The following is a 26,014-nucleotide window of genomic DNA, read 5'->3' as shown; positions in this document are numbered from 1 at the left end:
GAATAGTTAGCGAACATGGCATCCCTCCCCGAAATGGGTGATTAATGGGATGTCGCCCAATATTGCCGGAGTTCAGGCCTGAAGGGCGTGAACAGTGAGTCCACATGGACGACCTCGACGACCTGCACGACATGGACCACCGGATCGTTTCGGCGCTCAGGGAGTGCGGCACCGACCCACGCGTCGCCGGCGCCGCTCGTGCCCTGTCCTGGGCGGGGGAGCACGCGGCGCTGTGGCTGGCGGCGGGGCTCGCCGGAGCCGCCGTCGACGGCGGGCGACGCGGCGCCTGGCTGCGCGGCACGGCCCTCACCGCCGGGGCGCACCTGGTCAGCATGGGGGTGAAACGGGTCGTGCGCAGACCGCGCCCCGCGCACGTCGAGCCCCTGGTGCACACCGTCGGCCGGCACTCCTTCCCCAGCTCGCACGCCGCCTCCGCGGCGGCCGCGGCCGTCGCCTTCGGCGCCCTGGGCGCCCACGCGGTCCCGCCGCTCGCCGGCCTGGTCTGCGTCTCACGGCTGGTGGCCGGTGTCCACTTCCCCACGGACGTCGCCGCCGGCGCGGCCCTCGGCGCCCTCACGGCCCGGCTCGGCGCCCGCTGGATGCGGGAGGGCGCCCACCGTGACTGAGACGGCCGTCCTGCGGCAGCGCACCCACGACGAGCGGCCCGCATCACCCCACAAGGGTGGTCTCCTGGCCGGTCTTCTCAGGACCGCGCGCCCCAAGCAGTGGGTCAAGAACGTCCTCGTCGCCGCCGCCCCGGCCGCCGCCGGCGAGCTCTTCTCCCGGCACGCGCTGCTTCGACTCGCCCTGGTCTTCTGCCTCTTCACCGCCTGCGCCGCCGCCGTCTACCTCGTCAACGACGCCCGCGACGCCGACGCCGACCGCGCCCACCCCACCAAACAACACCGCCCGGTCGCCGCCGGGCAGGTCCCGGTACCCCTCGCCTACGCCGTCGGCGGCTGCCTGGGCGTCCTCGCGCCCGCCGCCGCGGCCTGGTCGTGCGGCCCGGCCGTCGCCACCCTGCTGGCCGCCTACCTCGCCATGCAACTGGCCTACTGCATCAGCCTCAAGCACGTCCTGGTCGTCGACCTCGCCGTCATCACCACCGGGTTCCTGATGCGGGCCATGGTCGGCGGACTCGCCCTCGGCATCCCGCTCTCGCGCTGGTTCCTGATCACCACCGGTTTCGGCGCGCTGTTCATGGTGTCGGCCAAGCGCTACTCGGAAGCCGTCCAGATGGCCGGAAAGGCGGGCGCCACCCGCGCGTTGCTCACCGAGTACACCACCGGCTACCTCCGCTTCGTCTGGCAGCTCGCGGCCGGCGTCGCCGTCCTCGGCTACTGCCTGTGGGCCATGGAGGAGGGCGGCGTCCCGCACACCAGCGTGCTGCCCTGGCGCCAACTGTCCATGGTCGCCTTCATCCTGGCGATCCTCCGCTACGCCGTCTTCGCCGACCGCGGCACGGCCGGCGAACCCGAGGACGTCGTCCTGGGCGACCGTGCCCTCGCACTCATCGGGATCGCCTGGGTGGCGATGTACGGCCTTGCCGTGGCCAACTGGTGAGCACGCGCACCCGGCGGAGCACTCCGCTCCCGGACCGCCGGGAACTGCTCGGCTTCGCCGGCGTCGGTCTCCTCGCCTACGCCGTCGACCTCGCCCTGTTCACCGCCCTGCGCGGACCCGCCGGACTCGACCCGATCACCGCCAAGTCCCTGTCGTTCCTGGCCGCCTGCACGGTCGCCTACGCGGGCAACGCCCTCGGCACCTACCGCACCGCACGCGCAGCCGGCCTGCGGGCGTACGCCGTGTTCTTCGCGGTGAACCTCGCCGGAGCCGCCGTACAACTGCTCTGCCTGGCCGTCAGCCACTACGGTCTCGGCCTCACCTCGCAGCGCGCGGACACCGTCTCCGGCGCGGTCATCGGTATGGCGCTGGCCACAGTCCTGCGGTTCTGGGGTACCCGTACATGGGTGTTCCGGGCGGAGGGCAGAGTCGGATCATGGACTGGCTGAAAAGAATCCCGGTGGTCGGGCCGCGGGCAGAGCGGCTGATGATCACCCACGCGTGGCGGTCGTACGAGCGGCTCGACCGCGTGAAGTGGACGCGGCTGGCCGCCGCGATGACCTTCACCAGTTTCGTCGCGCTGTTCCCGCTGCTGACGGTGTCCGCCACCATCGCCGCCGCCACGCTCAGCACGGAGCAGGAGCACAGGCTTCAGGACAAGCTCGCCGAACAGGTCCCCGGCATCTCCGACCAGCTCGACATCGCCGGCCTGGTCGACAACGCCGGCACCATCGGGCTCATCGCGGGCGCCCTGCTGTTCTTCACCGGTGTCAGCTGGGCCGGCTCGATGCGCGAGTGCCTGCGGGCGGTGTGGGAGCTGTCCGACGAGGAGGAGAACCCCGTCCTGCGCTACGGCAAGGACGCGGGCGTCCTGATCGGCCTCGGCGGCGCCCTCCTCGTCACCATCGCCGCCTCCGCCGTCGCCTCCGCCATGATCGGCTGGATCATCAAGGAAGCCGGCATCGACGAGGGCGGCTGGGGCGGGGTCCTGCTGCACATCGCCGCGTTCCTGATCGCCGTCCTCGCGAACTTCCTGCTCCTGCTCTACGTCCTCACCCTGCTGCCCGGCGTCGAGCCGACCCGCCACCGCCTGTTCGTGGCGGCGCTGACCGGCGCGATCGGTTTTGAACTGCTGAAGCTGCTGCTCAGCGGCTATCTGCAGGGCGTGGCGGCGAAGAGCATGTACGGCGCGTTCGGGGTGCCCGTCGCGTTGCTGCTGTGGATCAACTTCACCTCGAAACTGGTGCTGTTCTGCGCCGCCTGGACGGCGACGCAGAGCAAGGAGGACGAGGTCGCCGAGATCAGGGACGCGTGCGGCGGCGCACCAGATCCGGCAGGGGCCACCGGCGGTTGACGAGGAACGCGCCGCCCGCGAGCAGAACCAGCACCCCGCCCGTGATGCCGAGCGCGGTCCCTATGCCGCTGGAGCCGTCCGCGGCCGGGGCACTGGCCACCGGCTTCGAACCGGTCCCCGCCGTGCCGCCGCCGTCACCGGAACCGCCCGCCTCTCCCGAGGGGTTCGCGCCGGGCTTGGCCTCCTCGGCGCCCTTGGGCGGCACCAGTTCGCCCACCGGCTGCACCTTCCCGGCCGCCTTGAAGCCCCAGTCGAACAGCCGGGCCGTCTCCTTGTAGACCTCGTTGTGCTCGGGCTTCTCCGGGTTCATCACCGTCACCAGCAGCACCTTGCCGCCGCGCTCGGCGACGCCGGTGAAGGTGGCGCCCGCGTTGGTGGTGTTGCCGTTCTTGACGCCCGCGATGCCCTGGTAGACCGGCACGTCGGAGTCGCCGGCGAGCAGCCGGTTGGTGTTCTGGATCTCGAAGGACTCGCGGACCGGCTTGCCCTTCTTGCCCTTCTTCGTCTGCCCCGGGAACTTGGCGCTGACCGTCGAGCAGTACTCCCGGAAGTCCTTCTTCTGCAGCCCCGAGCGGGCGAACAACGTCAGGTCGTACGCGGAGGAGACCTGCCCCTCGGCGTCGTAGCCGTCCGGGCTGACGACGTGCGTGTCGAGGGCCTGGAGCTCCTCGGCGTGCTCGTTCATGTCCTTGACGGTGTTCTCGACGCCCCCGTTCATGGCGGACAGCACGTGCACCGCGTCGTTGCCGGAGCGCAGGAAGACGCCCAGCCACAGGTCGTGGACCGAGTACGTCTCCTCCTCCTTTATCCCGACCATGCTGGAGCCCGCTCCGATGCCGGCCATGTCGGAGGGCACGACTTTGTGCTTGGCGTCCCTCGGGAACTTCGGCAGCAGCGTGTCCGCGAACAGCATCTTCAGCGTGCTCGCCGGGGCGAGACGCCAGTGCGCGTTGTGGGCGGCCAGCACCTCTCCGGACTCGGCGTCGGCGACGATCCAGGAGCGCGCGCTCACGTCCTTCGGCAGTGCCGGCACGCCGCCCGCCAGGCTCGCCTGCGTGCCCGGCCTGCCGAGCCGGGCGCCGCCCACGCTCGACATCGAGGCCGGGGGAGTGGCCGAGGGGCTCGCGCTCGCCGACGGGCTGTCCGAGGGCTTCGGTGCGGCGACGGCGGCGGGTGCGGCCAGGGCGAGGGATGACAGGACGGCGGAGGTGACCAGCAGGGATCGCCTGGTGGTCTTGTTCTGAGCGGGCACGGTCGGAAACGTACATGCCGTACGGGGGGAAGTCCCGTCTGCGGTCCCACCCCGCGAACGGAACCGGACACGGCCTGGCGATACTGGGTGCATGAAGCTCAGCCGCCCCGTGTCCTGGTTCCTGCTCGCCTTCGGGGTGTGGAGCTGGGTCATCTGGATCACTTTCGTCAAGAACCTGGTCAAGGACGGCAGCGGGCTCGCCTTCGACGACGGTCGTCCCACGGCCTACTTCTGGGTGCACCTGCTGCTCGCCGTCGTTTCCTTCGTATTGGGGACGGTCATCGGGGCCATCGGGTTGCGTGGTCTGCGCGCACTGCGCCGGACGTCATAGGGCGATCGGGAGACACGGCACCGTGGTCATCGTTTTCGTACTCGTCGCAAGTCTGGTCCTGGCCGTCGTCGTGACGGCCAACTGGTACGTGTGGCGCCGCCTGTTCCGCGACACGACCAGCGGCCCGGGTCTCGTCCGCCGGGCGGGCGCGGTCCTCATCGCGGGCGGCTGGGTCCTCGCGGTCACCGCCCTGGTCGCCGAACGCTCCGGCGCCCCCTTCCGGCTCCAGCAGGTGCTGGCCTGGCCGGGCTTCCTGTGGCTGGCCCTGTCGATATACCTGCTGCTGGCAGTGGTGGCCGGGGAGATCGTCCGCCCGCTCCTGCGCCGCTTCCTCGACCACAGGGCGAGACGGACGGACCAGGGCCTGCACGGGAGGAGTACCGACACCGGCGCACCCGCCGCCGCGACGCCGGCACCCGAGCCCGTGACGGCACCCGCGGCCGCCTCCCGGCCCGGCACCCCCGCGACGCCCCCTCCCTCGCGGACCGACCAGGCCCCCGGCACCGAGGGCGCACCCAGCACCGACGGCGTACCCGGGACCGACGGCGTACCCGGGACCGACGGCGCACCCGGCACCGACGGCGTGCCCCAGCGGCTCACCACCGCGGACCCCGCCCCCGCACCCGCCGCTCCCGCCGGCCCCTCCCGCCGCCTCTTCGTCTCCCGGGTCGTCGCCGGTGCCGCCGCGGCCGCCGCCGTCGGGACCGTGGGCTACGGGACGTACGGTGTGCTGCGCGGGCCGAAGGTCAAGCGGGTCACCGTGCCCCTGGCCAAGCTGCCGCGCGCCGCGCACGGGTACCGGATCGCCGTGGTCAGTGACGTGCACCTCGGCCCGGTCCTCGGACGCGGCTTCGCGCAGAAGGTCGTCGACACGATCAACGGGACGCAGCCCGACCTGATCGCGGTCGTCGGCGACCTGGTCGACGGCAGCGTGAAGGACCTCGGCCCCGCGGCCGCCCCGCTCGCCCAGCTGAGGGCCCGTCACGGCTCCTACTTCGTCACCGGCAACCACGAATACTTCTCCGGCGCCGAGCAGTGGGTCGAGGAGGTCCGCCGCCTGGGCATCGACCCCCTGGAGAACGCCCGCAGGGAGATGCCGTACTTCGACCTGGCCGGAGTCAACGACGTCGCGGGCGAGGACGAGGGCCAGGGCCCCGACTTCGCGAAGGCGCTCGGCGACCGCGACACCGCCCGCGCGTGCGTGCTGCTCGCCCACCAGCCCGTCCAGATCCACGACGCCGTCGAGCACGGCGTCGACCTCCAGCTCTCCGGCCACACCCACGGCGGCCAGCTGTGGCCCGGTAGCCTCATCGCCGCCGGCGCCAACCCCACCCTCGCGGGCCTGGACCGCTACGGCGACACCCAGCTCTACGTCTCGCGCGGCGCCGGCGCCTGGGGCCCGCCCACCCGCGTGGGCGCACCGTCGGACATCACCGTCATCGAGCTCGCGTCGAAGCAGGCCTGACCACCGACCCTGTGAGAACGCTGTGAAACCGGACCGAAAGGCGCATCGGTAAGTTCTTTCCCAACTCATAAGATCTCCCTTCCTCCTGTTCGAAATCCTGTGATTGGGTGAGCCCGCCGCAAAGGGGTGTGGCATACGCACATGGGCCTTCACGGGCCTGGGGAGGGCAAAGCCGATGCGATCGGTTCGCATGCGGATACTCGCGGGGCTGCTGGTCCTGGCTGCCGCGGGCGTGGGCGCCTGGCAGTTCCTGCCGTCGAAGGGCGACGGGAAGACCATCACGGTCGGTACGACGGACGGCGTCACCTCGCTCGACCCCGCCGGTGCCTACGACGCGGGCTCCTGGGCGCTGTTCAGCAACGTCTTCCAGTCGCTGCTGACCTTCGCGCCGGGCGGCACCGCCCCCGTGCCGGACGCGGCGAAGAGCTGCGCGTTCGTCCGCGGCGACCTCACCACGTACCGCTGCCGGCTGCGCGACGGCCTCACCTTCCCCAGCGGCCGGGCGATGAACGCCGAGGACGTGAAGTACTCCTTCGACCGGATCCTGCGGATCAAGTCCCCCGTCGGCCCGGCGTCCCTGCTCGGCACACTCGGTTCCGTGGACGCCGCAGGCATGACCGTCACCTTCCACCTGACCTCGCCGGACGCGACGTTCCCCTTCAAGGTGGCCACCGGAGCCGGCTCGATCGTCGACCACACCGCGTACCCGGCCGGCAAGCTCCGCACCGACGCCGGTGCCGACGGGACGGGCCCGTACACCCTGACCTCCTACACGAAGGACCATGAGGCGGTCCTCGCGCCCAACCCCCACTACCGGGGTGCCGTCAGCGGCACCGGCCGGCCCGTCGACATGCGCTACTACGCGTCCCCCCAGGCCCTGGACACCGCCTGGAAGGACAAGCAGGTCGACGTCGCGACCGACCAGCTGCCGCCCGGCGTCCTCGCCGGGCTCAACCCGAGCGACCCCGCCCAGCACGTCTACGAGGCGGACGGCTCGGAGACCCGCAACCTGTACTTCGACACCCGCTCGGGCAAGCCGCTGCACGACCCGAAGGTCCGGCAGGCCATGGCCTGGCTGATCGACCGCGAGGCGCTGGCCGCCACCGTCTACGACGGCACCGTCGACCCGCTGTACTCCCTGATCCCGGCAGGTCTGACCGGGCACACCGCCTCGTTCTTCGACGACTATCCGAAGCCCGACCCGGAGAAGGCCCGGCAGCTCCTCAGGAAGGCCGGCGTGAGCCTGCCGGTGCACTTCACCTACGGCTACGCCAAGGGGCGCGGCGCCGGTGAGCAGGAGGCGGCCGAGATCAAGAAGGAGCTGGAGGCGAGCGGCCTGTTCCAGGTCACCCTCAAGGGCTACGAGTGGACCGCCTTCCAGAAGCAGTGGGCGACCGGCAAGCTCGACGCGTACGCCGTCGGCTGGGTCGCCGACTTCCCCGACCCGGACACCTTCGGCGCCGCGCTCGTCGGCACCGGCAGCGCCATGAACACCGGCTACAGCAGCAAGACCGTCGACCGGCTCATCAAGGACAGCCGGCGCTTCGCCGAGCGGACCGAGGCCGAGCGGGACTTCCGCTCGGTGCAGGACACCGTCGCCCAGGACGTCCCGGTGCTGCCGCTGTGGCAGGCCAAGGAGTACGTCGTCACCACCGAGGACGTCGGCGGCGGCCAGTACCTCTCCGACGGCACGGGCGTGTTCCGCCTGTGGAGCCTCACGTCACTCTGACGGCCGCCCGCGGGTCACGTCGCTCTGGCGTCCGGCCCCGCAGGTCAGGCCTTCTGACGACGCGCCACGGCGGGTCAGGCCGCTCTGGCGACGCGCCACGGCGGGTCAGGGGTCGGTGCGTCGCCGGGCCGCCGGATCGGGGATGGCGTTCGTCATGCCCGGCAGGAACTCCGTGAACAGTTCGTGCACCTCGCGCACGAGCGGCCGCAGCACCCGGAAGCGGGCCAGGGCGACACCCCGCGCGGTGAGCCGGGCACCGCGCTCGGCCAGCCGGTAGCTGCGCTCGCGCCCCTCGGTGCGGTCGAAGATCCAGTACAGGACGAGTCCCATCTGGGACAGCCACATCAACTCGGGCAGGATGTCCCGCAGTTCCTCGGGCACCTTGGTCTTCGTGGCCCCGGCGAGCACCTCCCGGTGGACGCTGATGGCCTCCTCGCGCGCGTGCTCCGACTCGGGGGAGAAGGGGCTGAGCGGGCTGTCCGGGTCGGCGGCGTTCTTGAAGAACTGCACCGCGAACTCGTGGTAGGGCGCGGCGATGTCGAGCCAGGCCCGCAGCACCCCCGCGAGCCGGGCCTCCAGGTCGCGCTCCCGGTCCAGGATCTCCCGGACCGCCACCTGGTGCTCGGCGGCGATCCGGTCGTAGAAGCCCTGGATCAGATGCTCCTTGCCCGCGAAGTAGTAGTACGCGTTGCCGACGGAGACCCCGGCCTCCTTGGCGATGGCCCGCATCGTCGTCTTGTCGTAGCCGCGCTCCTGGAACAGCCGCATGGCCGTCTCCAGGATCAGGGCGCGGGTCTGCTCGGACTTGGTGGGGAGGGCGCCGTCGTCGGGGCCGTCGTTCTTCGCGGACACGGGAAGAGAGCCTAACGTCAGCACCGGTGCGGCTACCGAGGGGCGCAGGTGCCGTCGGCGCAGCCCGGCGCGGAGTAGCTCCAGCCGCTGTCCGGGTCGTACGACCAGCCGTCCGCCCGCCGGTAGACCCGGCCGCCCCACTGCGCCCCGCCCCACTGCGCCCCGCCGCGCTGCCCCCGGTGCCACTGCGCCCCGCGCCACTTGGCGGCGGCGAGCACGGCGCCCTTGGCGAGCAGGGCGCCGGACGGGGTGCTCAGCCGGTGGGCGAGCGGGCGGTGCTCGCGCAGCGCCCACAGGGTGACCACCCAGGCGGCCGGGCCCTGGTAGACCTGCCCGGCGTCGCCGACGACGGTGATCTCGTCGAGGGTGGCGCCGTGGTCGAGGCCGGGAAAGCGCCGCCGGGCCTCCTCGGAGGCGGCCGGGACCAGCTCCAGCGGCACCAGCTTCGGCTGCCGCAGGAGCCAGTCGCGCAGGAACGCGCACAGGGAGCACTCGGCGTCGTACAGGACGGTGAGCCGGCGGACGGGAGGGGCCGCGTGTGTGCCGGTGCTGTTCGTTCCGGTCGTGCCGGTGCCGGTGCCGGTGCCGGTGCTGGTGCCGGTGCTGGTGCCGGTGGCGCTCACGTGGGCCTCCGCTCAGGCCTGCGGCTGCGGGGCGACCCAGCCCTGCGGCGGGACCGGCGGCACCTGCTCCCGCTCCATGGCACCCCGGCGCCGGATCCGGTTGAGCACGTAGACGTTGGCCAGGTGCATCACACCGAGCACCAGCAGCACCACGCCGAGCTTGGTCGACAGGGCCTCGAAGATCCCGCGGGCGTCGCTGATGGTCCCGTCGCCGCTCAGGTACAGCGCGATGAACCCGAGGTTGACGAGATAGAAGCCGACCACCAGCAGGTGGTTGACGGCGTCGGCGAGCTTCTCGTTGCCGTGCAGCACGTCGGCGAGGAAGACCCTGCCGTTACGGCTGAGCGTGCGGGCCACCCAGACGGTCAGACCGATGCTGACCAGCAGGTAGATGACGTAGGCGATGACCGTGCGGTCCATAGCCCCACCCTTCTTGAACACGTTCAAAACGCTGTTGAGGGAGACTGTAGACCTCTTTTTGAACATGTTCAACAGGGTGCTGTGTGGCCGGGCCTCGACCTCCTTCGGCCGCAGGGGCCGGCACCGCCGCACCACTGCCCTGAGGGGCCACCGGTTCAGGCCCCGCAGCCCCCCACCCGCCGCGAACTCAGCGCGATGTCGTCCATCCGCACGTCGTACGACGACGGGCTCGGGTCGGCCTGGTACAGCTGCCAGCCCAGCTTGAGCCGGTCGAACGTCGGGAAGACGAACGGGTCCGGCGTGCCGCCGTGCTGATGGGTGGAGACGGTCAGGTCGGGCTGGGGCACGCCGTCGAAGGAGACGGTGACGCGGTTGTCGGTGGCGTCCAGGTGGAACTCGACGCACTGCCATGCTCCGGCCCTTGCCGGGGTCGAGGTCTTCCAGGAGGTCCAGTCCCCGGTCGGCCCGAGGTCGGAGCCGACGCCCCAGAAGTTCCCCCGGTCGGTGGGCGCGTACTGGCCGCCGAGCGGCCGGACGAGCGTCGGGGAGCCGGTGCCGGAGGCCTCCGCGAGGGTCCAGTGAGCCCAGTCGGGGGCGGTCGGGAAGGCGTCCACGCGGAGGCGGAGCCGGCCCCAGAAGCTGTTGCCGGGCGGCTTGAGGTCGGGGAAGACCAGGAAGGCGTGGCCGTTGCCCTGGGTGCGGATGCGGAGTTCGCGGCCGCGGCCGGACGACGAACGGGCGATCGTCAGCGTTCCGTCGGACGTGTCAGCGGTCCACCCGCGGCCTTGGGTGACCGGGCCGAGGGGAAGGTGGTCGAAGGTCTCCCGTGCGAGGACCGGGGAGGGACTCGCCGAGGCGGTGGGGGATACCGGCAGCAGCGCGGCGGCAGTGGCCAGCAGCGCGACGGCGGCTTTCCTCAGGGGCGTCATGAGCGACAGTCTCGTGACACCCGGCCCCGTCGGTCACAGGAGCAGCACGACAGCTGGCCGGAACCGAGCCTGATCTGGCCGATTCCGAGTGTGCTCAGTCGCTCGTCTTCGGCCGGCCCGCCCTGAGGATCTCGGCCACGTCGAGGGTCACCTTCGCGCCGATGGAGTCCGGGAGCGTGACGAGTTCACCGGGGGCATGGGGGCGGTGGTTCTCGTAGCCGCTTCCCACCGGGTCGGTCAGGACGTGGAGCCGCTGGTGCTTGCGGTCCACGACGACGTAGACGGGGACCTTCGCCTCGGCGTAGGCGGCGACCTTCGTCTTCAGGTCGTTCTTCCAGTGTGTGGAGGTGACCTCCAGCACCAGGCGGAAGCAGACCGGTTCGTAGGCGTTGTTCTCGACGTGATGGTCCTCGAAGTCGGCGTCCACGACCGCGAGGTCGGGGATGGCGTAGTCCTCCGGCTCCATGGGCAGCCAAAGACCGACGCCCTGAAGGACCTCGGTTTCGCCTCCATCCAGGTCGGCTGCCATGAAGGGACGCATGAGCTTGGTCAGCGCGCGAGCATGGGCGCCGTCAGGGGACGGGGTCACGAGGAGATGGCCTCCGATGATCTCGACGCGGTAGCCCGGATGGCGCTCCATGATCTCGTCGGCGATGGTCGTGAGGGTGACCGGCTCTTCGTCGTGGAAGGGCTGCTCGACGGAAGCTGCGGACATCAGGTGCCTCCTGGGAACTGGTGTCGAGAGCATCATCGTAGGTCGGACGACGCCCCAGCGTCCGTTCCGCACTCCTTCACCCGAAGGTGTGGCATATGCCAGAGGGCCCCGTCTCCAGCGGAAACAGGGCCCTCATGAGCAAGCGGCAGAACGCTCAGAAGCGGCGCGTGATCAGCGCCCGCTTCACCTCCGCGATCGCCTTCGTGACCTCGATGCCGCGCGGGCACGCGTCCGTGCAGTTGAAGGTCGTGCGGCAGCGCCACACGCCGTCACGGTCGTTGAGGATCTCCAGGCGCTGCTCACCGGCCTCGTCGCGCGAGTCGAAGATGAAGCGGTGCGCGTTGACGATGGCCGCCGGGCCGAAGTACTGGCCGTCGTTCCAGAAGACCGGGCACGACGTGGTGCAGGCCGCGCACAGGATGCACTTCGTCGTGTCGTCGAAGCGCTCGCGGTCCTCGGCCGTCTGGAACCGCTCGCGCGTCGGCTCGTTCGTGTCCTTCGTGATGAGGAAGGGCATGACGTCGCGGTACGCCTGGAAGAACGGCTCCATGTCGACCACGAGGTCCTTCAGGACCGTGAGGCCCTTGATGGCCTCGACCGTGATCGGCTTCTCGGGGTTGATGTCCTTGATCAGCGTCTTGCAGGCGAGACGGTTCTTGCCGTTGATCCGCATGGCGTCCGAGCCGCAGATGCCGTGCGCGCAGGAGCGGCGGAACGTCAGCGTGCCGTCCAGGTCCCACTTGATCTTGTGGAGGGCGTCGAGGACGCGCTCCTTGGGGTCGATCTCCACCTGGAAGTCTTCCCAGACCGCCTCCGCCGCGACCTCCGGGTTGAAGCGGCGGATGCGGAAGGTGACCGTGATGTAGGGGGAGTCGGCGAAACCGGGCTCGGGCTTGCCGGCCGCGTCTTCCTTGTCCAGAACGGGGGTAGCCATCAGTACTTACGCTCCATCGGCTGGTAGCGGGTCTGGACGACCGGCTTGTAGTCGAGACGGACGGTTTCGGAGCCGTCGGCGCCGACCTCGCGGTACGCCATGGTGTGCCGCATGAAGTTGACGTCGTCGCGGTTCGGGTAGTCCTCGCGGTAGTGACCGCCGCGGGACTCCTTGCGGGCGAGCGCGGAGACCGCCATGACCTCGGCGAGGTCGAGCAGGTTGCCCAGCTCGATGGCCTCCAGCAGGTCCGTGTTGAACCGCTTGCCCTTGTCCTGGATCGAGACGTTCCGGTAGCGCTCGCGCAGCTCCGCGATCTTCTCGACCGCCGTCTTGATCGTCTGCTCGGTGCGGAACACCATGACGTTGGCGTCCATGGTCTCCTGCAGCTCACGCCGCAGCTCCGCCACCCGCTCGGTGCCGGTGGCGTCGCGCAGCCGCTCCACCTGCTCGACCACGAGCTCGGCCGGGTTCTCCGGCAGCTCGACGAACTCGGCCTTCTGCGCGTACTCGGCGGCGGCGATGCCCGCGCGCTTGCCGAAGACGTTGATGTCCAGCAGCGAGTTCGTGCCGAGGCGGTTGGCGCCGTGCACGGAGACGCAGGCGACCTCGCCGGCCGCGTACAGGCCCGGGACGACCGTGGTGTTGTCCGCCAGGACCTCACCCTCGACGTTGGTCGGGATGCCGCCCATGGCGTAGTGCGCGGTGGGCTGGATCGGGATCGGGTCCGTGTAGGGCTCGATACCGAGGTAGGTGCGCGCGAACTCCGTGATGTCGGGCAGCTTCGCGTCCAGCTGCTCCGGCGGGAGGTGCGTGAGGTCGAGGTAGACGTGGTCGCCCTCGGGACCGCAGCCGCGGCCCTCACGGATCTCCGTGTAGATGGAGCGGGAGACGACGTCACGGGACGCGAGGTCCTTCATGACCGGCGCGTACTTCTCCATGAAGCGCTCGCCGTCCTTGTTGCGGAGGATGCCGCCCTCACCGCGGGCGCCCTCCGTCAGCAGGATGCCCATGCGCCAGATGCCGGTCGGGTGGAACTGGAAGAACTCCATGTCCTCCAGCGGCAGCCCGCGGCGGTAGACCGCGGCCTGGCCGTCACCGGTCAGCGTGTGCGCGTTCGACGTCACCTTGAAGAACTTGCCGCAGCCGCCGGACGCGTAGACCACGGACTTCGCCTGGAAGACGTGGATCTCGCCGGTCGCCAGCTCGTACGCCACGACACCGGCCGACTTCTTGACGCCGTCGACCTCGGTGATCAGCTGGTCCAGGACGTAGAACTCGTTGTAGAACTCCACGCCCTCCTTGACGCAGTTCTGGTACAGCGTCTGGAGGATCATGTGGCCGGTGCGGTCGGCCGCGTAGCAGGAGCGGCGGACCGGGGCCTCGCCGTGGTTGCGGCTGTGACCGCCGAAGCGGCGCTGGTCGATCGTGCCGTTCGGGGTGCGGTTGAACGGCAGGCCCATCTTCTCCAGGTCGAGGACCGAGTCGATGGCCTCCTTCGCCAGGATCTCGGCGGCGTCCTGGTCGACCAGGTAGTCACCGCCCTTGACCGTGTCGAAGGTGTGCCACTCCCAGTTGTCCTCCTCCACGTTGGCGAGCGCGGCGGCCATGCCGCCCTGCGCGGCGCCCGTGTGGGAGCGGGTGGGGTACAGCTTGGTCAGCACGGCGGTGCGGCTGCGCTTCGTGGACTCGATGGCCGCGCGCATGCCCGCGCCACCGGCGCCGACGATGACGGTGTCGTACTTGTGGATCTTCATGATTCTCGCAACCCCGTGCCTAGCGGATGTTCGGGTCGAAGGTGAAGATCACCAGCGTGCCCAGCAGGATGGTGAACACCGTGGCGGTGTAGAGCAGGCCCTTGAGCCACAGCCGGGTGTTCGCGCGCTCCGCGTAGTCGTTGATGACCGTGCGCAGGCCGTTGGCGCCGTGCAGCATGGCGAGCCACAGCATCAGCAGGTCCCAGACCTGCCAGAACGGGGACGCCCAGCGGCCCGCCACGAAGGCGAAGCCGATCTTGGAGACGCCGCCGTCCAGCACGAGCTGGATCAGCAGGTGGCCGAGGACGAGGACGACCAGTACGACGCCGGACAGGCGCATGAACAGCCAGGCCGCCAGCTCGAAGTTGCCCCGGGTGCTCTTCGGGGTCTTCTTGGTGCGCTGGCGCGGGGCCTCGATGAAGGGCGCCGGGTTGTCGACGGTGTAGACGGCGCCGCCCTCGACGGGGCCGACGCCGGCGGCGGTCTTCTCAGACGTGGACATTGGCGTCAGCTCCCGAACAGTTCACGAGCGGCGTGGCCGAGGACGGGGTAGATCGCCCCGAGCATCAGCACGACCCACAGAGCGACGACGGTCCAGAGCATCTGCTTCTGGTACCGGGCGCCCTTGATCCAGAAGTCGACGGCGATGACACGCAGGCCGTTGAGCGCGTGGAAGAGGATGGCGGCGACGAGGCCGTACTCCAGCAGCGCGACGATCGGCGTCTTGTACGTGGCCACGACGTTGTCGTAGGCCTCAGGGGACACGCGGACGAGGGCGGTGTCCAGCACGTGGACGAACAGGAAGAAGAAGATGAGGACGCCGGTGACTCGGTGAGCCACCCAGGACCACATTCCTTCCCGGCCGCGGTACAGCGTTCCAGCCGGCACGGAAGTTTCCTCCGGGAGCGGGGATTGGGGCCGCGCCGGCTTGGTGTGTCGGTCGGGCCCGGCCGGGTACGGTCCACCGGCCCCCAGCATCGTAGCGATGCGTTGCGGCGGGGCTGAGCCCGGGTCCCGGGGTGTGATCAAACTGGCACGCAAAGAGGTACTGGTGGGCTAGTGCGGCCCAGGGGGCAGGAGGTGTCTTTGGGGCGCGGGGTGCGAGACGTCACCGGTTGACCGCACCCGCGGCGTCAGCCGCAGGTCGACTGCAGCCCCGCGCCCCTCAGGGCGCTGACCAGCCGCACGCTCGCCAAGCGCCGGAGTTCGTCCGCCACGACCGCCCGCTCCTCCTCGGGATCGTTGGTCAATCGTGACCGGATGGCCGCGAGGAGCCGGTCCAGGGTCTCCGACGGGGACAGGCCGTCCAGGCAGATGACGAAGACGTGCCCGAAGCGGGACTCGTAGGCGGCGTGGGCCGCGCTGAGGGCGGTGTGGGCCGCGGAGTAGGTGTCCGGCGGGAGCGTGGGCAGGTGCTCGGCCGCCAGCGCTTCCGTGAGGTCGGGCCAGGCCAGGTCGTAGGCCGCCTCGTCCGCCGCGGCCAGCAGGGAGTCCAGATCCGGGTAGGGGCGGTGGTCCGCGACGCGCCGGGCCCAGCGGAGGCTGCGCAGGCAGGAGAGGAGGGCCTGCTCCAGGTCCTCCTCGGAGGCGGCGTTGAACTGCTCCACCGGTATGGCGAGTCGGCCGGGGAGATCTGGGACATGATGCGCGGGCAGCGTGGGTCCTCGTGGGCGTCACGTGTGTCGGCAGGGCAAGGTGTGAGAGATGTGACGTCACGCTATCGAGTACGACCGTGACGTGTCCGAAGGATGCACGAATTTCACCCGGGAGGGAGAGTTTCCGCACGCGTGGTGGACGCGCGCCGGGCGGCCGAGGGTTTTAGGTTGGCTGGGTGAGTCAGCACAGGCGCCGGACTTCGGCGAAGCAGGAGAAACAGCGGCAGGTGCTGGTCGTGGCCATGGCTGTAGCGCTGGTCGTGGTCGCGGCCGGGGTGAGTCTCGGGCTCTGGGCGGCCTCGGGCGGTGACGGCGGGTCCACGGCCTCGGAGGCCGGATCCTCCCGGGGGGCCTCGGCGGCGCCCCAGGACACAGAGCCCGAGGCCGGCGCCACCCCGAGCCCGACCCGCTCCTACCCCCTGTCCGAGGCACCCCGCACCATCCCCGCCGTGCGCGACCACGAGCCGGCGCGCGGCCCGGGCTGGCGGCCCGGGCAGGGCAACCGGGTGGTCGTGGACGACCCGGCGCTGGCCGACGAGGGGCGGCTGGTCGCCGGCGAGCTCGGGATGACGTACGCGGGCGAGAAGGGCGACAAGAAGGCCGGGGACCTGCGGCTGGGGCTGAACGGCGACAAGGGCGCCAACCCGGAGTCGTACACGATGACCGTGCGCGACGGGCGGGTGGAGATCGACGGGCCGTCCGACACCGGGGTCTTCTACGGCACCCGCACGCTCAAGCAGGAGACCCACGACGGCGGCACGGCCCCCGAGGGGGTCGTGAAGGACGAACCGGCCAAGCCGCAGCGCGGGTTCATGCTGGACATCGCGCGCAAGAACTTCACGGCCGGCTGGATCGAGGACCGGATCCGGGAACTGGGCGACCTGAAGTTCAACCAGCTGGGGCTGCACTTCTCCGACGACCAGGGGTTCCGGATCGAGTCGACCTCGCATCCCGAGATCGTGTCGCGGCAGCATCTGACCAAGGCGCAGGTGCGCAGGATCATCGACCTCGCGCAGAGCCGGCACATCACGATCGTCCCCGAGATCGACTCGCCCGGGCACCTCGGCGCGGTCATCGACGCCCACCCCGACCTGCAGCTGCGCAGCGCTCAGGGCTCGGCGGTGCAGGGCGCCATCGACATCTCCAAGGCCGAGAGCGCCCAGATCGTCGACGATCTGCTCGACGAGTACGCGGACCTCTTCCCCGGCGGGCCGTGGCACCTCGGCGGTGACGAGTACCAGGCGCTGACCCGGTCGGACCCGGAGGCGTCGTTCCCGCAGCTGGCCGCCGCCGCCCAGAAGAAGTACGGCTCCGGCGCGACGGTCGCCGACCTCACCACCGGCTGGCTGAACGACCGGGCCGACACCGTCCGGGGGCATCAGCGCGTCCCGCGCGCCTGGAACGACGGCTTCTTCCGGGGCACCTCCGTGCAGGCCGCCAAGGACATCCAGGTCGCCTACTGGACCGGCAAGGAGATCGGCGCCCGGGCGCCCCTGGAGTATCTGCAGGCGGGCCGCAAGGTGATCAACTACAACGACGAGTTCCTGTACTACGTGCTCGGCGAGCCGCAGACCTTCGTCTACCCGACGGGGCAGCGGATCTACGAGCAGTGGACGCCCCGGGTGCTGCGCGGCACCGCGGCCGTCCCGGCGCGCTACGACGACCAGATCCTCGGCGGGTCCTTCGCGGTGTGGTGCGACCTCGCGGACTCCCAGACGCAGGACCAGGTGGCGGCCGGGATCCGGATGCCGCTGCGGGCGACGGTCCAGAAGCTCTGGGACCCGGACAAGCCGGAGCTGTCCTGGGCGGAGTTCCGGGCGCTGGCGGACAGGCTCGGCTGACCCGGCACGAATTGGCCCATACGGCTGCGAACTCCCGTACGGCTGTGGTGGTCTTCTGGCGCGACCGCAATCGAACATGCCGGGGGGGAACCGGGACATGGGCTACTGGGGATATTTCGTCGTGGGCCGGGGGGAGCGGCCGCTGCCGGAGCTGGACGCGCTGGCGGGGGCCGGGGACGGTCCGACGCAGCGTGCCTCGGCGCCGGGCGGATGGCAGGTGTGGGAGTACCCGAGCAGCGACGGCGACATCGGGAACATGAACGCCCTCGCCCGGGAGACCGGGGCACCGGCGCTCTTCGGGTACGTCATGAACAGCGAGTGCGTCGTGCTGGAAGCCGCCGCTCCGGAGAGCGGGGCGTGGACGACCTGCCTGGCGCGCTCCGCGATGGCCGGGTACCTGGGGGCGGACCGGGAGGGCCTCACCTTGGAGGACTACTTCCTGGACCCCGACGACGCCGCCGAGCACGCCGTGCGCTGGGCCGCCGAGGCCGGGCGTGAGGTGAACGCCCGCGCACTGGTGGACGTACTGACTTCAGACCCTGATCCTCCCCCACTCTCGGCTTCGCTCGAGCGGGGGGACCCCCTGGCTGAAAACCTGCTGTTCCGCTTCCTCGACAGACTGGGCGTGGTGCCCCTGTGACACTCCGGGCCCGTTGCACGCAGTAAGGGGAAGTGCGGGTTCCGTGAGGGGTGAGGGCCGCTAGTGGCCTGATGGGCCCCGAAGAAGGCCCGCGGAGGAGGCGTGGATGAGCCTGGTGGAGTTGATCGCACAGGCCGATGAACGCGGGCTGGCCGCGAGCGGGCTGGCTTGTTTGGATCGGTGCGTGCCCCTGCTGGGCGGCGACGACGAGGTCCTCAGGCCGGTGTGGGCGAGTCTCAGCGACGGCGCCGCTGCCGAGGAGTGGGGCGAGCGGCTGGAGCAGGCGCGCGGCAAGCTGGACGCGGCCGGCGCCGGGGACGAGGCGGCCGCGCTCGCCCACCGGATGCTGGAGGCCGCTCCCGCCGAGCGGTCCGCCGCCGCGGTCCGGGTGTGGGCCGACGGCTGCTCCGTCGCCTCCCTCCAGATCCACCGGCTCCTGGACACCGCCGCGGACGCGGCCTCGTCCGTCGACTCCCGCCGCGAGGGCCGTACGGAGGGCATGTCGCCCCTCGTCGCGGCCGAACTGCGCCGCCAGATCACCGTCCTGGAGGTCCTGGCCGGACATGGCCCGGCCGGGCTGCGCCGGGCCCTGGAGTTGTCGGTCGAGGGGCGGCGGGTCCTGCGCGCGGTGGTGTCCCGCCGGAGCCGGCAGCGGGGCTGAAGGGCGGCGGCCGACGGCCCGACCGGCCTAAACCCCGTTCCTGGGCACATCCTGTGACTGTCCCTTGGGCGCGGTGGGGCGGTCCTGCGCCGCTTCGGGGAAGCCGCCGATTTCGGGTGACGAAACGCTTCGCCGCAGCGCTTTCCGGGATGTGACGACTCAAGCGGAGACCAGGCCATCGGCGGCTGCGAAGCCGCTGCGATGGGCGGCGGACACAGTGGCGACGATGCGCGAGGGAGCACGGCTGCGCCTCGACTACTCGGCGCAGAGCCTGTGGAGCATCGACCGGATGATCGAGGGGATACGGCGGGAGGGAGCGCCCGACGCGGCGGTCCAGCAGGTGCTGCGCGGCTTCGGCGCGTACGCGGGTGAGGTGATGGCGCGTCAGACCGGCGCCGAGTGGTGGGCGACCGGCGGGGACCACTGGATCCGCACTCCCGACGGGCGCCTGTGGGACCCCATCGACGAGGCCCGCCGGTGCTACGGCGGCCATGGATCGCTGCGGCTGCTGTGCCGGGACGCGATGAGCACCGCGCCCCGGCGTTAGCGTCGGCGGGCGCGGACCTGCCCGTCCACGCCTTCGATCACACCCTCGACGCCCTCGGCGCCTTCCAGCACGCCCTCGACCACGCCCTCGACCACGGCCTGAGGGCCGTCGGGCGGCTCGGCGGCGGGCGCGGCCGTCGTTGCGGCGTTCGCCGCGTTCGCCGCGTTCGCCGCCAGGGTGCGGATCTCGGGCAGGTCGTCGTAGAGGTTCTGTCCGGGGCACTCGGTCGGGTAGCCGTCGCGGTGGCCGGAGATGCGTTGGAACGTGCCCTTCTGGCCCAGCTTGTACTTGCCGTTGTCGGCCCCGGAGGTCAGCACGACCGTCCCGGTCGGCGCGATGCCGTAGAGGCCGAGCTTCCACGCCGCGACCTTCGCGACCGACGCGCGCACCGCGGCGTTCGTGGCCGCCGTGGAGTAGTCGCCGAGCACCGACACGCTGCTGGTGGCGGTGTTGAACCCGTAGGTGTGCGCGCCGAGGACGGGCTTGTCGATGCCGCCGGCACGTCCCTCGAAGACGGTGCCGCACTTGTCGACGAGGAAGTGGTAGCCGATGTCGTTCCAGCCGTTGCTCTGCACGTGGTAGAGGAACACGCCGCGCACGATCGACGCCGACTGGGAGCAGGTGTAGTCGTTGGTGCCCGCCGTGTGGTGGACGAACATCGCCTTCGTGCCACCCGTCAGGGTGGGCGGGTCCTTCACCAGGGACTCGTCGGCGCCCCAGGCGGAGCGCGATGTCACGGCGGGACGCCCGGCCGAGAGCGGGCCGGGCGCCGGCCCGGCCCCGTCCGGCTCGACGACCGCGGTGTGCACGGGGTCCGACCCGGCCTCGGGGTCGACCAGTTCGACCCGCAGGCCCTCCGGCAGGCGCGAGCCCGTCACACGCACCTGGACACCGTCCGAGGGCCCGGTCCACAGCGGCTGGGTGCTGCCGCGCACCCCGGCCCGGTCGCGGTCGGGGCCGGCCTCGGGCGTACGGCCTTCGGTGTCCAGGGGGCGCCACGCGGTCCACGCGCCGCTCTTCCGGGAGCGGGTGCGCACCTGGGCGGAGCCGTCGAAAACCGCGTCCGGGTCGTCCCAGGTGATGCCGATCAGGCTGAACGGCTCGGTGGTGCGCGGGGCGAGGGACCGGTCGTGGGGGTCGCCGTCCGGCACCCGGACGGTGTGCACACCGTCCGAGGGGGTGGCCCGGGCGGGCTGCGTCAGGCCGAGGGCACCGAGGGCCAGGGCGGTGGCGACGGCGGTGCGCAGGAGGCGGTGTGTCATACGGCGCTCGCCTTTCGTGTGCGGGGTGGCATCGCGTGCAGAGCTCCCCGGTACGGCACTTGGCCGAAACCTCCGCGGGGCCGGGCTCCCGAGGACGGCGGGTCGGGTTGACCCGAACGGTCGTCTGACGCGCTGTGACACTTCCGGGCGGACCGGCGCTGATCACGGTGGGAGGGCGCGCACTCGGCACGGACGAGGACGGTACTTGGGTCAGGGAGCGGAGCCCCGGCGCGGGCAGGCGTACGACGGGGAGCTGGGCGAGGCCGTGGCGCGGGCCCAGCAGGGTGACGAGGCGGCCTTCGCGGCCGCCTACCGGTTCGTGCAGCCCGGACTGCTCGGCTATCTGCGCGGCCTGGTCGGCGACGACGCGGAGGACGTGGCGTCCGACGCCTGGCTGGAGATCGCCCGGGACCTCGGGCGGTTCCGGGGCGACGGGGCAGGCTTTCGCGGCTGGACGGCGACCATCGCCCGGCACCGGGCGCTGGACCACCTGCGCCGGCAGCGGGTACGGCCCCGCTCGTCCGCGCTGGAGCAGGACGTCCTGGACCTGCCCGGACCGCAGAGCACGCACGACCAGGCGCTGGAGGCCCTCTCCACCGAGCGCGCCCTGGAGCTGGTCCGGGGGTTGCCGCGGGACCAGGCCGAGGCCGTGCTGCTGCGGGTCGTGGTCGGCCTCGACGGCCCTGCCGCCGCGCGGGTCCTGGGCAAGCGGCAGGGTGCCGTACGCACGGCCGCCCACCGGGGTCTGAAACGCCTCGCCCGGCAGCTGCGCGCGGAGAGTGTGACGGATGAGACTCCCCGGACGCTGGGGGAGTCGACGTAGCGGAACCGGTGGTTTCGCTGACGGCCCGGCCGGGTCGCGCGGACCCGGCGCCCTGAACGGGGCGGACCGGCGGGACGTACTGGGGCCCGGCGCCGGAGTGGCAGCGGGATCGATCGGATCGAGCAGGAACGGAACCGGACATGGGTGGACATCGAAGCGACGGCGGGCCTGCCGGCCGTCGGGGTGTGCACCTCGGCGACTCCGCGTATGCCCGCCGGGCGGCACGGGACGCCGGCGACCCGCTTCCCCGCGACCCCGCAACGGCCGGCTCCGGCAGCCCGCCGCACCCCCCGGGGCCGGCCGTTGTCCTCGACGAGGCCGAGGTGCAGGCGTTCCTCGTCGCCGCTCTCACTCAGGGCCGGATCGACAGCGGGGCCGAACAGCGGGCCGTGGCCGCGTTCCGGGCCGCCCGGGGCTCCGGCGCGCACCGGGCGCGCTCCCGCCGCCGGGACGACTGGCGGCCCCGGGAGCGGCGGCTGACCGGGCGTTCGCTGAGGACCACTCTCTCGGTGCTGCTCGCCAGTCTCACACTGGGCGGTGTGGCGGTCGCGGCGATCGGCTCGTCCGACTCCCCGTCCGGCTCCGACGAGCCGGGCCGCTCCCACGCGCCCACCTCCCCGCCCGCCCCCGGAAACCCGGCGGGCGGGCCCACCGGCGCGGAGTCCGTCTCCTCCGCCGCGCCCCCGGGCCGTCCCGCCGCCGCTCAGGACACCGAAGCGCACTGCCGCGCCTACGAGAAGGCCGGGCGCCGGGGCCGGGTCATGGACGCGACGGCCTGGCAGCGCCTCGTCGCGGCCGCGGGCGGCGAGAGGCACGTCACCGCGTACTGCGCCGAGCAGGCGGCCCGGTCCGACGCCCGCCCCGGCCGTACAGCCGGACCGGAGAAGGGCACGGGAGCCTCCGGGAACAGCGGCAAGGGCAACGGCAGCGGACCGGGCTCAGCGAACAGTGGCTCCAAGGCTGACAGTGGCTCGGGCAAGGCCGACAGCGGCTCGGCGGGAGCGGTCAGCGGCTCGGGGGCCGGAGGCGGCAACTCGGCCGCCGCGGACGACGGTTCGGCTGCCGGCAGTGACGGCTCTGGTGCCGAGCGCGGCAGTGGCGGCGGACAGACGCGGACCGGGGGGCGGCCCGCTCGGCCCGACGGCAGCCGTCCCTGAGGCGACCGGGAAGCCACAGACCCTTTCGCCACCCGGCCCGACCTTCACCGCTCACGGCTCACGGCTCACCGCTCACCGCTCACCACCGCCGGCGAGCTGGCGGCCAAACTGCTCGATGCCTACGGTGCGGAACCCGGCGCGGCCACCGTCGACCTGCTGCTCTGCGAGGCACATCGGCAACAGAAACTGCTGGAGAACGGGGAAGCCGATGCGGCTCTGCTGCACCTGCCCTTCGACTCGACGGCCGGACTCGACACCGAAGTGCTCCATACCGAGCGACAGATGGCGATCCTGCCCACCCCCCACCCCCTGGCCGGACGCCCACAGGTCCGGGAGGCCGAGGTCACCGCGTTGCCGGAACTCCAGATGGCCCGTTGGCCCCGTCATGACGGCAGCTGCCCGGAGGGACCGGGAGCGGAGGTACGGAACCTCACACAGCTCTTCCAGCTGATCGCGCTCGGCCGCACTACCGTGATCATTTCCGAGTCCGCCGCCACCGACCTGCGCCGGGATCTCGCCGCCGTGCCGGCTTCGGATGCCCGGCCCGTGACAACGGTGATCGCCTGGCCCCCGCAGAGCCGATCTCGCGCGGTCGCCGACCTGGTCCGCGTGGCAACACGTCTGTGACCGGCTGACACGGCCGCTCGCATGCAAGGCCCGGTACGTCCCACTCCGTATCCCAGACCGCCGACGTTCTCTCTGCTCAGAGCCCATTTCCGCGTCCCAGCGTCTCAGGCCGCCCGCCTTCCGTAGCGGCTGGGACGGGTCGTCCCGCAGGCTCCGGTCATGGCCTGGTCATCGAAGCGCCAGACCTGCCGCACACAGAAGGGTCCCGCCCCACATGCCCCGTCACATGCACCGTGGCTCTCTGACCGCCGCTGTGGCGGTGGCGATCGCCGCCCTCTCCATGACCGCGTGCGCCGATGGATCGGGTACCCGTGCCGAGGGCTCGTCGACAGCCGTCTCCTCGACCGGGTCGCCCTCCGGCTCGTCCTCTGACGAGGACGAGGAGCCCGCCCCCCACGGTTCGTGGCCGCGCCAGGAGACGCCCGCGGACACGCCCGCGGGAAAGGAGCCCGCGGCGGGACGGAACGGTGAGACCGGCGCCGGCGGCTCCGCGACGGGAGGGAACGGAAGGACCGGTACCGGCGACTCCGGCACGGGTGACGGCGCCCCCTGTCAGGGCTCCCACACCGCGACGGTCGCGGCTCCCCTGAACCGCCCCGTGAACCACATGCTGCTCACCGTCACCAACACCGGCAGCGTCCCCTGCCGCCTCTACGGCTACCCGGTCCTCCGCTTCGGCGAGGCCCAGTCGCCGCCGGTCATCGAGCGCTCCAAGCCGCGGGCCACCGTCACGCTCGCGCCCAGCGAGTCCGGCTACGCCTGCGCGAGCCTGTCGGCCACCAACGGCAGCGGTGCGAACGGCAGAACCGAGACGTCCCTCACCGTCGCCTTCCAGGGCCGATCCGCCGGGGAGGACATTCCCGCGATCGCCCACCCGGCGCTGCCCGCCGGGGGCGTCTACGTCGACGACTCTCTGGACGTCACGTACTGGCAGCAGTCGATGCGTGACGCCACCAGATGGTGACACCCGATGGGAAGTCTGGAGTGCTTATGGACACCGTTACCGAAGCCGCCGACCGCATCGGTGCTCCCGGGGCTTCGCGACCGTACGCGCGGGGGGCGTGAGATGACCGGACCGCTGTACGAACGCGACGACACTTACGCGCTGCTCGCGGCCGAGATCGAGCGCGCGGCCGACGGCGCCGGCGGCACCGTCCTGCGGCGCGGCGCCACGGGCACCGGCCGTACCGCTGCGCTTGAGGCGGCCGTCTCCCACGCCACCGCCCACGGTCTGCGCGTCCTGCGCGCGCTGCTTCCCGGAGGGGGCGGAGCTGCCCTTCGCCACGGTCCTGCATCTGCTGGGCCAGGGCGGGGAGTTCACCCAGGGGATCCCGGGCGACGGGGCGGGCGACAGCGCGACCGGGCGGTGGCGGCAGGCGGCGCAGCTGTGGCGGCAGTTGCGCTCGTACGCGGCGAGGACAGCGCTACGCGCATCCGCTGCTGCGGGACGCGGTGCTCACCGAGTGGTCGGAGGCCCGGCGGCAGCAGGTGCACCGGGAGGCGTACCGGCGCCTGGGCAAGACCGCCGCGGACTCCCTGGAGCCGGCCGTCACCGCCGGACAGACCACGCTCGTGCAGTACGCGGCGACCGCGGGGGACTGCATGGGCCGCTCCGCCGAGGCGCAGCGGCCGGGCCTCCAGCGGCACCTCCAGCCGCTGAGAGCCCTGGAACGGGGAGAACGGGACCGAGCCGGAACGAGAGGAGGAGGCCGAAGGATGACACGGCCTCAAGGACACGATGTGAAGACGCTGCCGGAACGCGCGTCCCGGAAACCCGGACCGACTCATTCCCCGCCGGTCCTCCCCGGGCAGCGGGTACGCGAACACGGGCGGACGGTGCACAGCCCACCCCGCGCCGCCGACGACGGCCCCCGGGGCCGGGTACCCGTGACGGTGAGCGCCCCGGACCCGATCTCCCGCGAGGGCGCCATCAGCCAACTGCGCCCGCACCCGGGGATCGAACTCCGCGAGCGGCCGGGCCCCGGCACGGTGGCCCTGCTGATCGAGGACACGCTCGACGAGACCGCGCTCACCCGGCTGCGCCGGACCGCACGGAGCGAGGGAGCGCGCACCGTGCTCGTCACGGGCGCGATCCGCGAGCACGAACTGCTGGACGTCATCGAGTGCGGTGTCGCCGCCATCGTGTGGCGCCACGAGGCCACCTCCCACCGGCTCGTACAGGCGATCCTGGCCGCGTCCCGGGGGGACGGTGACCTGCCCGCCGACCTGCTGGGCCGCCTCATCGGCCAGGTCGGCACCCTGCACCGCAGCACGACGGGCGGGCCCGGCGTCTCCTCCCCGGGCCTGACGCCCCGCGAGGTGGAGGTCCTGCGCCTGATCGCCGAGGGCCTGGACACCGGGGAGATCGCCACCAAGCTGGCTTACTCGGAACGCACCATCAAGAACGTCCTGCACGGACTCACCATGCGCCTGCACCTGCGCAACCGGGCCCACGCCGTGGCGTATGCCATCCGGGAAGGCTACCTGTGAGGGGGCGGCGGCCGGATTTCCCGGTTTCCCTTTCGGGCAGTGCGCATTCCCTGGAATCCCTCACCCTGGCCCGGTGGAATTCCCTCCGATTCCTCGTGCCTGAATTTGTGAGGCGTAGAGTTTCCCCAACACCGCACCATGGCGGTGCGCCACTCGATTAATTGTGCTGATGAAAGTGTGGGGAAACATGAAGCCCTGGCGTTCTCGTGCCGCTGCCGGTCTCGCGGTCGGCTCCGTTCCCACGTGGCGCTACTACATGAGCTTCACCTCGCACGCTGGCTGCTCGTCAGAGGGGTACAACCTGAACAGCAGGGCAGGAATTACGAGTTCCGGTGCCACGACACATTGTCAACGGCAGGACGCACGCCGACCTGTACGCGCGCCAGCCAT

At 71.6% G+C, this 26,014-nt stretch carries 27 protein-coding genes and 1 pseudogene; 16 read left to right on the top strand and 12 right to left on the bottom strand.

Annotated features, from left to right (window positions below; all coding sequences use genetic code 11):
* Positions 1–104: 104 nt before the first annotated feature.
* The 4 genes from FDO69_RS01815 to FDO69_RS01800 are packed head-to-tail and all read left to right on the top strand — an operon-like array spanning position 105 to position 2,917.
* The gene (locus FDO69_RS01815; RefSeq protein ID WP_104777782.1) at positions 105–626 is read left to right on the top strand and encodes a phosphatase PAP2 family protein; all 522 of its coding nucleotides are present in this window, start codon (positions 105–107) and stop codon (positions 624–626) included.
* Complete coding sequence (locus FDO69_RS01810) at positions 619–1,563, top strand: decaprenyl-phosphate phosphoribosyltransferase (RefSeq protein WP_104777781.1); 945 nt, start codon at positions 619–621, stop codon at positions 1,561–1,563. Before FDO69_RS01815 ends, FDO69_RS01810 begins: the two co-directional genes overlap by 8 nt.
* Positions 1,560–2,012: a GtrA family protein gene (locus tag FDO69_RS01805; protein ID WP_104777780.1), complete on the top strand. Its 453-nt coding sequence runs from the start codon at positions 1,560–1,562 to the stop codon at positions 2,010–2,012. Before FDO69_RS01810 ends, FDO69_RS01805 begins: the two co-directional genes overlap by 4 nt.
* On the top strand, positions 2,000–2,917 hold the full coding sequence (locus FDO69_RS01800; RefSeq protein WP_104777779.1) for a YihY/virulence factor BrkB family protein: 918 nt from the start codon (positions 2,000–2,002) through the stop codon (positions 2,915–2,917). Before FDO69_RS01805 ends, FDO69_RS01800 begins: the two co-directional genes overlap by 13 nt.
* Here the strand turns inward: FDO69_RS01800 and FDO69_RS01795 are convergent.
* Positions 2,865–4,169, bottom strand: a complete 1,305-nt coding sequence (locus FDO69_RS01795) for a D-alanyl-D-alanine carboxypeptidase family protein (RefSeq protein WP_324826308.1) — start codon at positions 4,167–4,169, stop codon at positions 2,865–2,867. The two genes, FDO69_RS01800 and FDO69_RS01795, sit on opposite strands and share 53 nt — an antisense overlap.
* A gap of 91 nt (positions 4,170–4,260) precedes the next feature.
* On the opposite strand from FDO69_RS01795, the gene FDO69_RS01790 reads away from it, so the two are divergent.
* The 3 genes from FDO69_RS01790 (at position 4,261) to FDO69_RS01780 (ending at position 7,694) form a co-directional block, all read left to right on the top strand.
* On the top strand, positions 4,261–4,500 hold the full coding sequence (locus FDO69_RS01790; RefSeq protein WP_003992504.1) for an SCO4848 family membrane protein: 240 nt from the start codon (positions 4,261–4,263) through the stop codon (positions 4,498–4,500).
* Positions 4,501–4,522: 22 nt separating this feature from the next.
* Positions 4,523–5,965, top strand: coding sequence for a metallophosphoesterase (locus FDO69_RS01785; RefSeq protein ID WP_104777777.1), 1,443 nt, complete (start codon positions 4,523–4,525; stop codon positions 5,963–5,965).
* Positions 5,966–6,140: 175 nt separating this feature from the next.
* The gene (locus FDO69_RS01780; RefSeq protein WP_104777776.1) at positions 6,141–7,694 is read left to right on the top strand and encodes an ABC transporter substrate-binding protein; all 1,554 of its coding nucleotides are present in this window, start codon (positions 6,141–6,143) and stop codon (positions 7,692–7,694) included.
* A gap of 105 nt (positions 7,695–7,799) precedes the next feature.
* Here the strand turns inward: FDO69_RS01780 and FDO69_RS01775 are convergent, their stop codons facing one another.
* From FDO69_RS01775 to FDO69_RS01730, 10 genes are all read right to left on the bottom strand, one after another.
* Positions 7,800–8,546 (bottom strand): TetR/AcrR family transcriptional regulator, encoded by a 747-nt coding sequence (locus tag FDO69_RS01775; RefSeq protein ID WP_104777775.1) that lies wholly within the window; start codon positions 8,544–8,546, stop codon positions 7,800–7,802.
* A 32-nt stretch (positions 8,547–8,578) separates the two neighbouring features.
* The gene (locus FDO69_RS01770; RefSeq protein ID WP_104777919.1) at positions 8,579–9,052 is read right to left on the bottom strand and encodes a thiol-disulfide oxidoreductase DCC family protein; all 474 of its coding nucleotides are present in this window, start codon (positions 9,050–9,052) and stop codon (positions 8,579–8,581) included.
* 129 nt (positions 9,053–9,181) lie between these two features.
* Positions 9,182–9,589 carry a hypothetical protein gene (locus FDO69_RS01765; protein WP_104777774.1) on the bottom strand — a complete coding sequence of 136 codons (408 nt, stop codon included), beginning with the start codon at positions 9,587–9,589 and terminating at the stop codon, positions 9,182–9,184.
* 155 nt (positions 9,590–9,744) lie between these two features.
* Positions 9,745–10,518 carry a hypothetical protein gene (locus FDO69_RS01760; RefSeq protein ID WP_104777773.1) on the bottom strand — a complete coding sequence of 258 codons (774 nt, stop codon included), beginning with the start codon at positions 10,516–10,518 and terminating at the stop codon, positions 9,745–9,747.
* A 94-nt stretch (positions 10,519–10,612) separates the two neighbouring features.
* Positions 10,613–11,233, bottom strand: a complete 621-nt coding sequence (locus FDO69_RS01755; protein WP_104777772.1) for a Uma2 family endonuclease — start codon at positions 11,231–11,233, stop codon at positions 10,613–10,615.
* Positions 11,234–11,387: 154 nt separating this feature from the next.
* Positions 11,388–12,167 carry a succinate dehydrogenase iron-sulfur subunit gene (locus FDO69_RS01750; RefSeq protein WP_031107859.1) on the bottom strand — a complete coding sequence of 260 codons (780 nt, stop codon included), beginning with the start codon at positions 12,165–12,167 and terminating at the stop codon, positions 11,388–11,390.
* Positions 12,167–13,921, bottom strand: a complete 1,755-nt coding sequence (sdhA, locus tag FDO69_RS01745) for a succinate dehydrogenase flavoprotein subunit (RefSeq protein ID WP_104777771.1) — start codon at positions 13,919–13,921, stop codon at positions 12,167–12,169. The genes FDO69_RS01750 and sdhA overlap by 1 nt, the downstream gene beginning before the upstream one ends.
* A gap of 19 nt (positions 13,922–13,940) precedes the next feature.
* Positions 13,941–14,423: a succinate dehydrogenase hydrophobic membrane anchor subunit gene (locus tag FDO69_RS01740; protein WP_033311431.1), complete on the bottom strand. Its 483-nt coding sequence runs from the start codon at positions 14,421–14,423 to the stop codon at positions 13,941–13,943.
* Between the two features lie 5 nt (positions 14,424–14,428).
* Positions 14,429–14,809 carry a succinate dehydrogenase, cytochrome b556 subunit gene (sdhC, locus tag FDO69_RS01735; protein WP_010047075.1) on the bottom strand — a complete coding sequence of 127 codons (381 nt, stop codon included), beginning with the start codon at positions 14,807–14,809 and terminating at the stop codon, positions 14,429–14,431.
* Positions 14,810–15,054: 245 nt separating this feature from the next.
* Positions 15,055–15,528 (bottom strand): 2-oxo-4-hydroxy-4-carboxy-5-ureidoimidazoline decarboxylase, encoded by a 474-nt coding sequence (locus FDO69_RS01730; protein ID WP_104777770.1) that lies wholly within the window; start codon positions 15,526–15,528, stop codon positions 15,055–15,057.
* A 224-nt stretch (positions 15,529–15,752) separates the two neighbouring features.
* Between FDO69_RS01730 and FDO69_RS01725 the strand changes: the two genes are divergently transcribed.
* From FDO69_RS01725 to FDO69_RS01710, 4 genes are all read left to right on the top strand, one after another.
* The gene (locus FDO69_RS01725) at positions 15,753–17,417 is read left to right on the top strand and encodes a beta-N-acetylhexosaminidase (RefSeq protein WP_420878474.1); all 1,665 of its coding nucleotides are present in this window, start codon (positions 15,753–15,755) and stop codon (positions 17,415–17,417) included.
* 97 nt (positions 17,418–17,514) lie between these two features.
* Positions 17,515–18,057, top strand: a complete 543-nt coding sequence (locus FDO69_RS01720) for a hypothetical protein (RefSeq protein ID WP_104777769.1) — start codon at positions 17,515–17,517, stop codon at positions 18,055–18,057.
* Between the two features lie 106 nt (positions 18,058–18,163).
* Positions 18,164–18,718 (top strand): hypothetical protein, encoded by a 555-nt coding sequence (locus FDO69_RS01715; protein ID WP_104777768.1) that lies wholly within the window; start codon positions 18,164–18,166, stop codon positions 18,716–18,718.
* A gap of 151 nt (positions 18,719–18,869) precedes the next feature.
* Complete coding sequence (locus tag FDO69_RS01710) at positions 18,870–19,265, top strand: hypothetical protein (protein ID WP_104777767.1); 396 nt, start codon at positions 18,870–18,872, stop codon at positions 19,263–19,265.
* Here FDO69_RS01710 and FDO69_RS01705 read toward each other — a convergent pair.
* The gene (locus FDO69_RS01705) at positions 19,262–20,527 is read right to left on the bottom strand and encodes an N-acetylmuramoyl-L-alanine amidase (RefSeq protein WP_104777766.1); all 1,266 of its coding nucleotides are present in this window, start codon (positions 20,525–20,527) and stop codon (positions 19,262–19,264) included. The two genes, FDO69_RS01710 and FDO69_RS01705, sit on opposite strands and share 4 nt — an antisense overlap.
* Before the next feature lie 205 nt (positions 20,528–20,732).
* Between FDO69_RS01705 and FDO69_RS01700 the strand changes: the two genes are divergently transcribed.
* The 5 genes and pseudogenes from FDO69_RS01700 to FDO69_RS01680 all read left to right on the top strand — a co-directional run bounded on the left by FDO69_RS01700 (position 20,733) and on the right by FDO69_RS01680 (position 25,624).
* Positions 20,733–21,350: an RNA polymerase sigma factor gene (locus FDO69_RS01700; protein ID WP_104777765.1), complete on the top strand. Its 618-nt coding sequence runs from the start codon at positions 20,733–20,735 to the stop codon at positions 21,348–21,350.
* A 140-nt stretch (positions 21,351–21,490) separates the two neighbouring features.
* Positions 21,491–22,507 (top strand): hypothetical protein, encoded by a 1,017-nt coding sequence (locus FDO69_RS01695; protein WP_199838272.1) that lies wholly within the window; start codon positions 21,491–21,493, stop codon positions 22,505–22,507.
* An 84-nt stretch (positions 22,508–22,591) separates the two neighbouring features.
* A pseudogene (locus FDO69_RS01690) lies at positions 22,592–23,134 on the top strand (LysR substrate-binding domain-containing protein); the annotation flags it as partial.
* 226 nt (positions 23,135–23,360) lie between these two features.
* A complete protein-coding gene (locus FDO69_RS01685) occupies positions 23,361–24,098 on the top strand; it encodes a DUF4232 domain-containing protein (RefSeq protein ID WP_234387809.1) in 738 nt (245 codons plus the stop codon).
* Between the two features lie 872 nt (positions 24,099–24,970).
* Complete coding sequence (locus FDO69_RS01680; protein WP_234387820.1) at positions 24,971–25,624, top strand: helix-turn-helix transcriptional regulator; 654 nt, start codon at positions 24,971–24,973, stop codon at positions 25,622–25,624.
* Positions 25,625–26,014 lie beyond the last annotated feature (390 nt).

The sequence above is a fragment of the Streptomyces tibetensis genome (assembly GCF_007655005.1).
Lineage (GTDB): Bacteria > Actinomycetota > Actinomycetes > Streptomycetales > Streptomycetaceae > Streptomyces > Streptomyces tibetensis.
Note: the sequence above shows the minus strand (reverse complement) of the source record. Positions and strands in the feature narration are given on the sequence as shown.

Excerpts from the sequence above, each read along its gene's own strand:
- FDO69_RS01715 (WP_104777768.1), top strand. The coding sequence starts at position 18,164 with ATGAGCCTGGTGGAGTTGATCGCACAGGCCGATGAACGCGGGCTGGCC.
- FDO69_RS01760 (WP_104777773.1), bottom strand. The coding sequence starts at position 10,518 with ATGACGCCCCTGAGGAAAGCCGCCGTCGCGCTGCTGGCCACTGCCGCC.
- FDO69_RS01790 (WP_003992504.1), top strand. The coding sequence starts at position 4,261 with ATGAAGCTCAGCCGCCCCGTGTCCTGGTTCCTGCTCGCCTTCGGGGTG.
- FDO69_RS01750 (WP_031107859.1), bottom strand. The coding sequence starts at position 12,167 with ATGGCTACCCCCGTTCTGGACAAGGAAGACGCGGCCGGCAAGCCCGAG.
- FDO69_RS01755 (WP_104777772.1), bottom strand. The coding sequence starts at position 11,233 with ATGTCCGCAGCTTCCGTCGAGCAGCCCTTCCACGACGAAGAGCCGGTC.
- sdhA (WP_104777771.1), bottom strand. The coding sequence starts at position 13,921 with ATGAAGATCCACAAGTACGACACCGTCATCGTCGGCGCCGGTGGCGCG.
- FDO69_RS01695 (WP_199838272.1), top strand. The coding sequence starts at position 21,491 with ATGGGTGGACATCGAAGCGACGGCGGGCCTGCCGGCCGTCGGGGTGTG.
- FDO69_RS01765 (WP_104777774.1), bottom strand. The coding sequence starts at position 9,589 with ATGGACCGCACGGTCATCGCCTACGTCATCTACCTGCTGGTCAGCATC.
- FDO69_RS01815 (WP_104777782.1), top strand. The coding sequence starts at position 105 with ATGGACGACCTCGACGACCTGCACGACATGGACCACCGGATCGTTTCG.
- FDO69_RS01740 (WP_033311431.1), bottom strand. The coding sequence starts at position 14,423 with ATGTCCACGTCTGAGAAGACCGCCGCCGGCGTCGGCCCCGTCGAGGGC.
- FDO69_RS01780 (WP_104777776.1), top strand. The coding sequence starts at position 6,141 with ATGCGATCGGTTCGCATGCGGATACTCGCGGGGCTGCTGGTCCTGGCT.
- FDO69_RS01800 (WP_104777779.1), top strand. The coding sequence starts at position 2,000 with ATGGACTGGCTGAAAAGAATCCCGGTGGTCGGGCCGCGGGCAGAGCGG.
- FDO69_RS01720 (WP_104777769.1), top strand. The coding sequence starts at position 17,515 with ATGGGCTACTGGGGATATTTCGTCGTGGGCCGGGGGGAGCGGCCGCTG.
- FDO69_RS01705 (WP_104777766.1), bottom strand. The coding sequence starts at position 20,527 with ATGACACACCGCCTCCTGCGCACCGCCGTCGCCACCGCCCTGGCCCTC.
- FDO69_RS01685 (WP_234387809.1), top strand. The coding sequence starts at position 23,361 with ATGCACCGTGGCTCTCTGACCGCCGCTGTGGCGGTGGCGATCGCCGCC.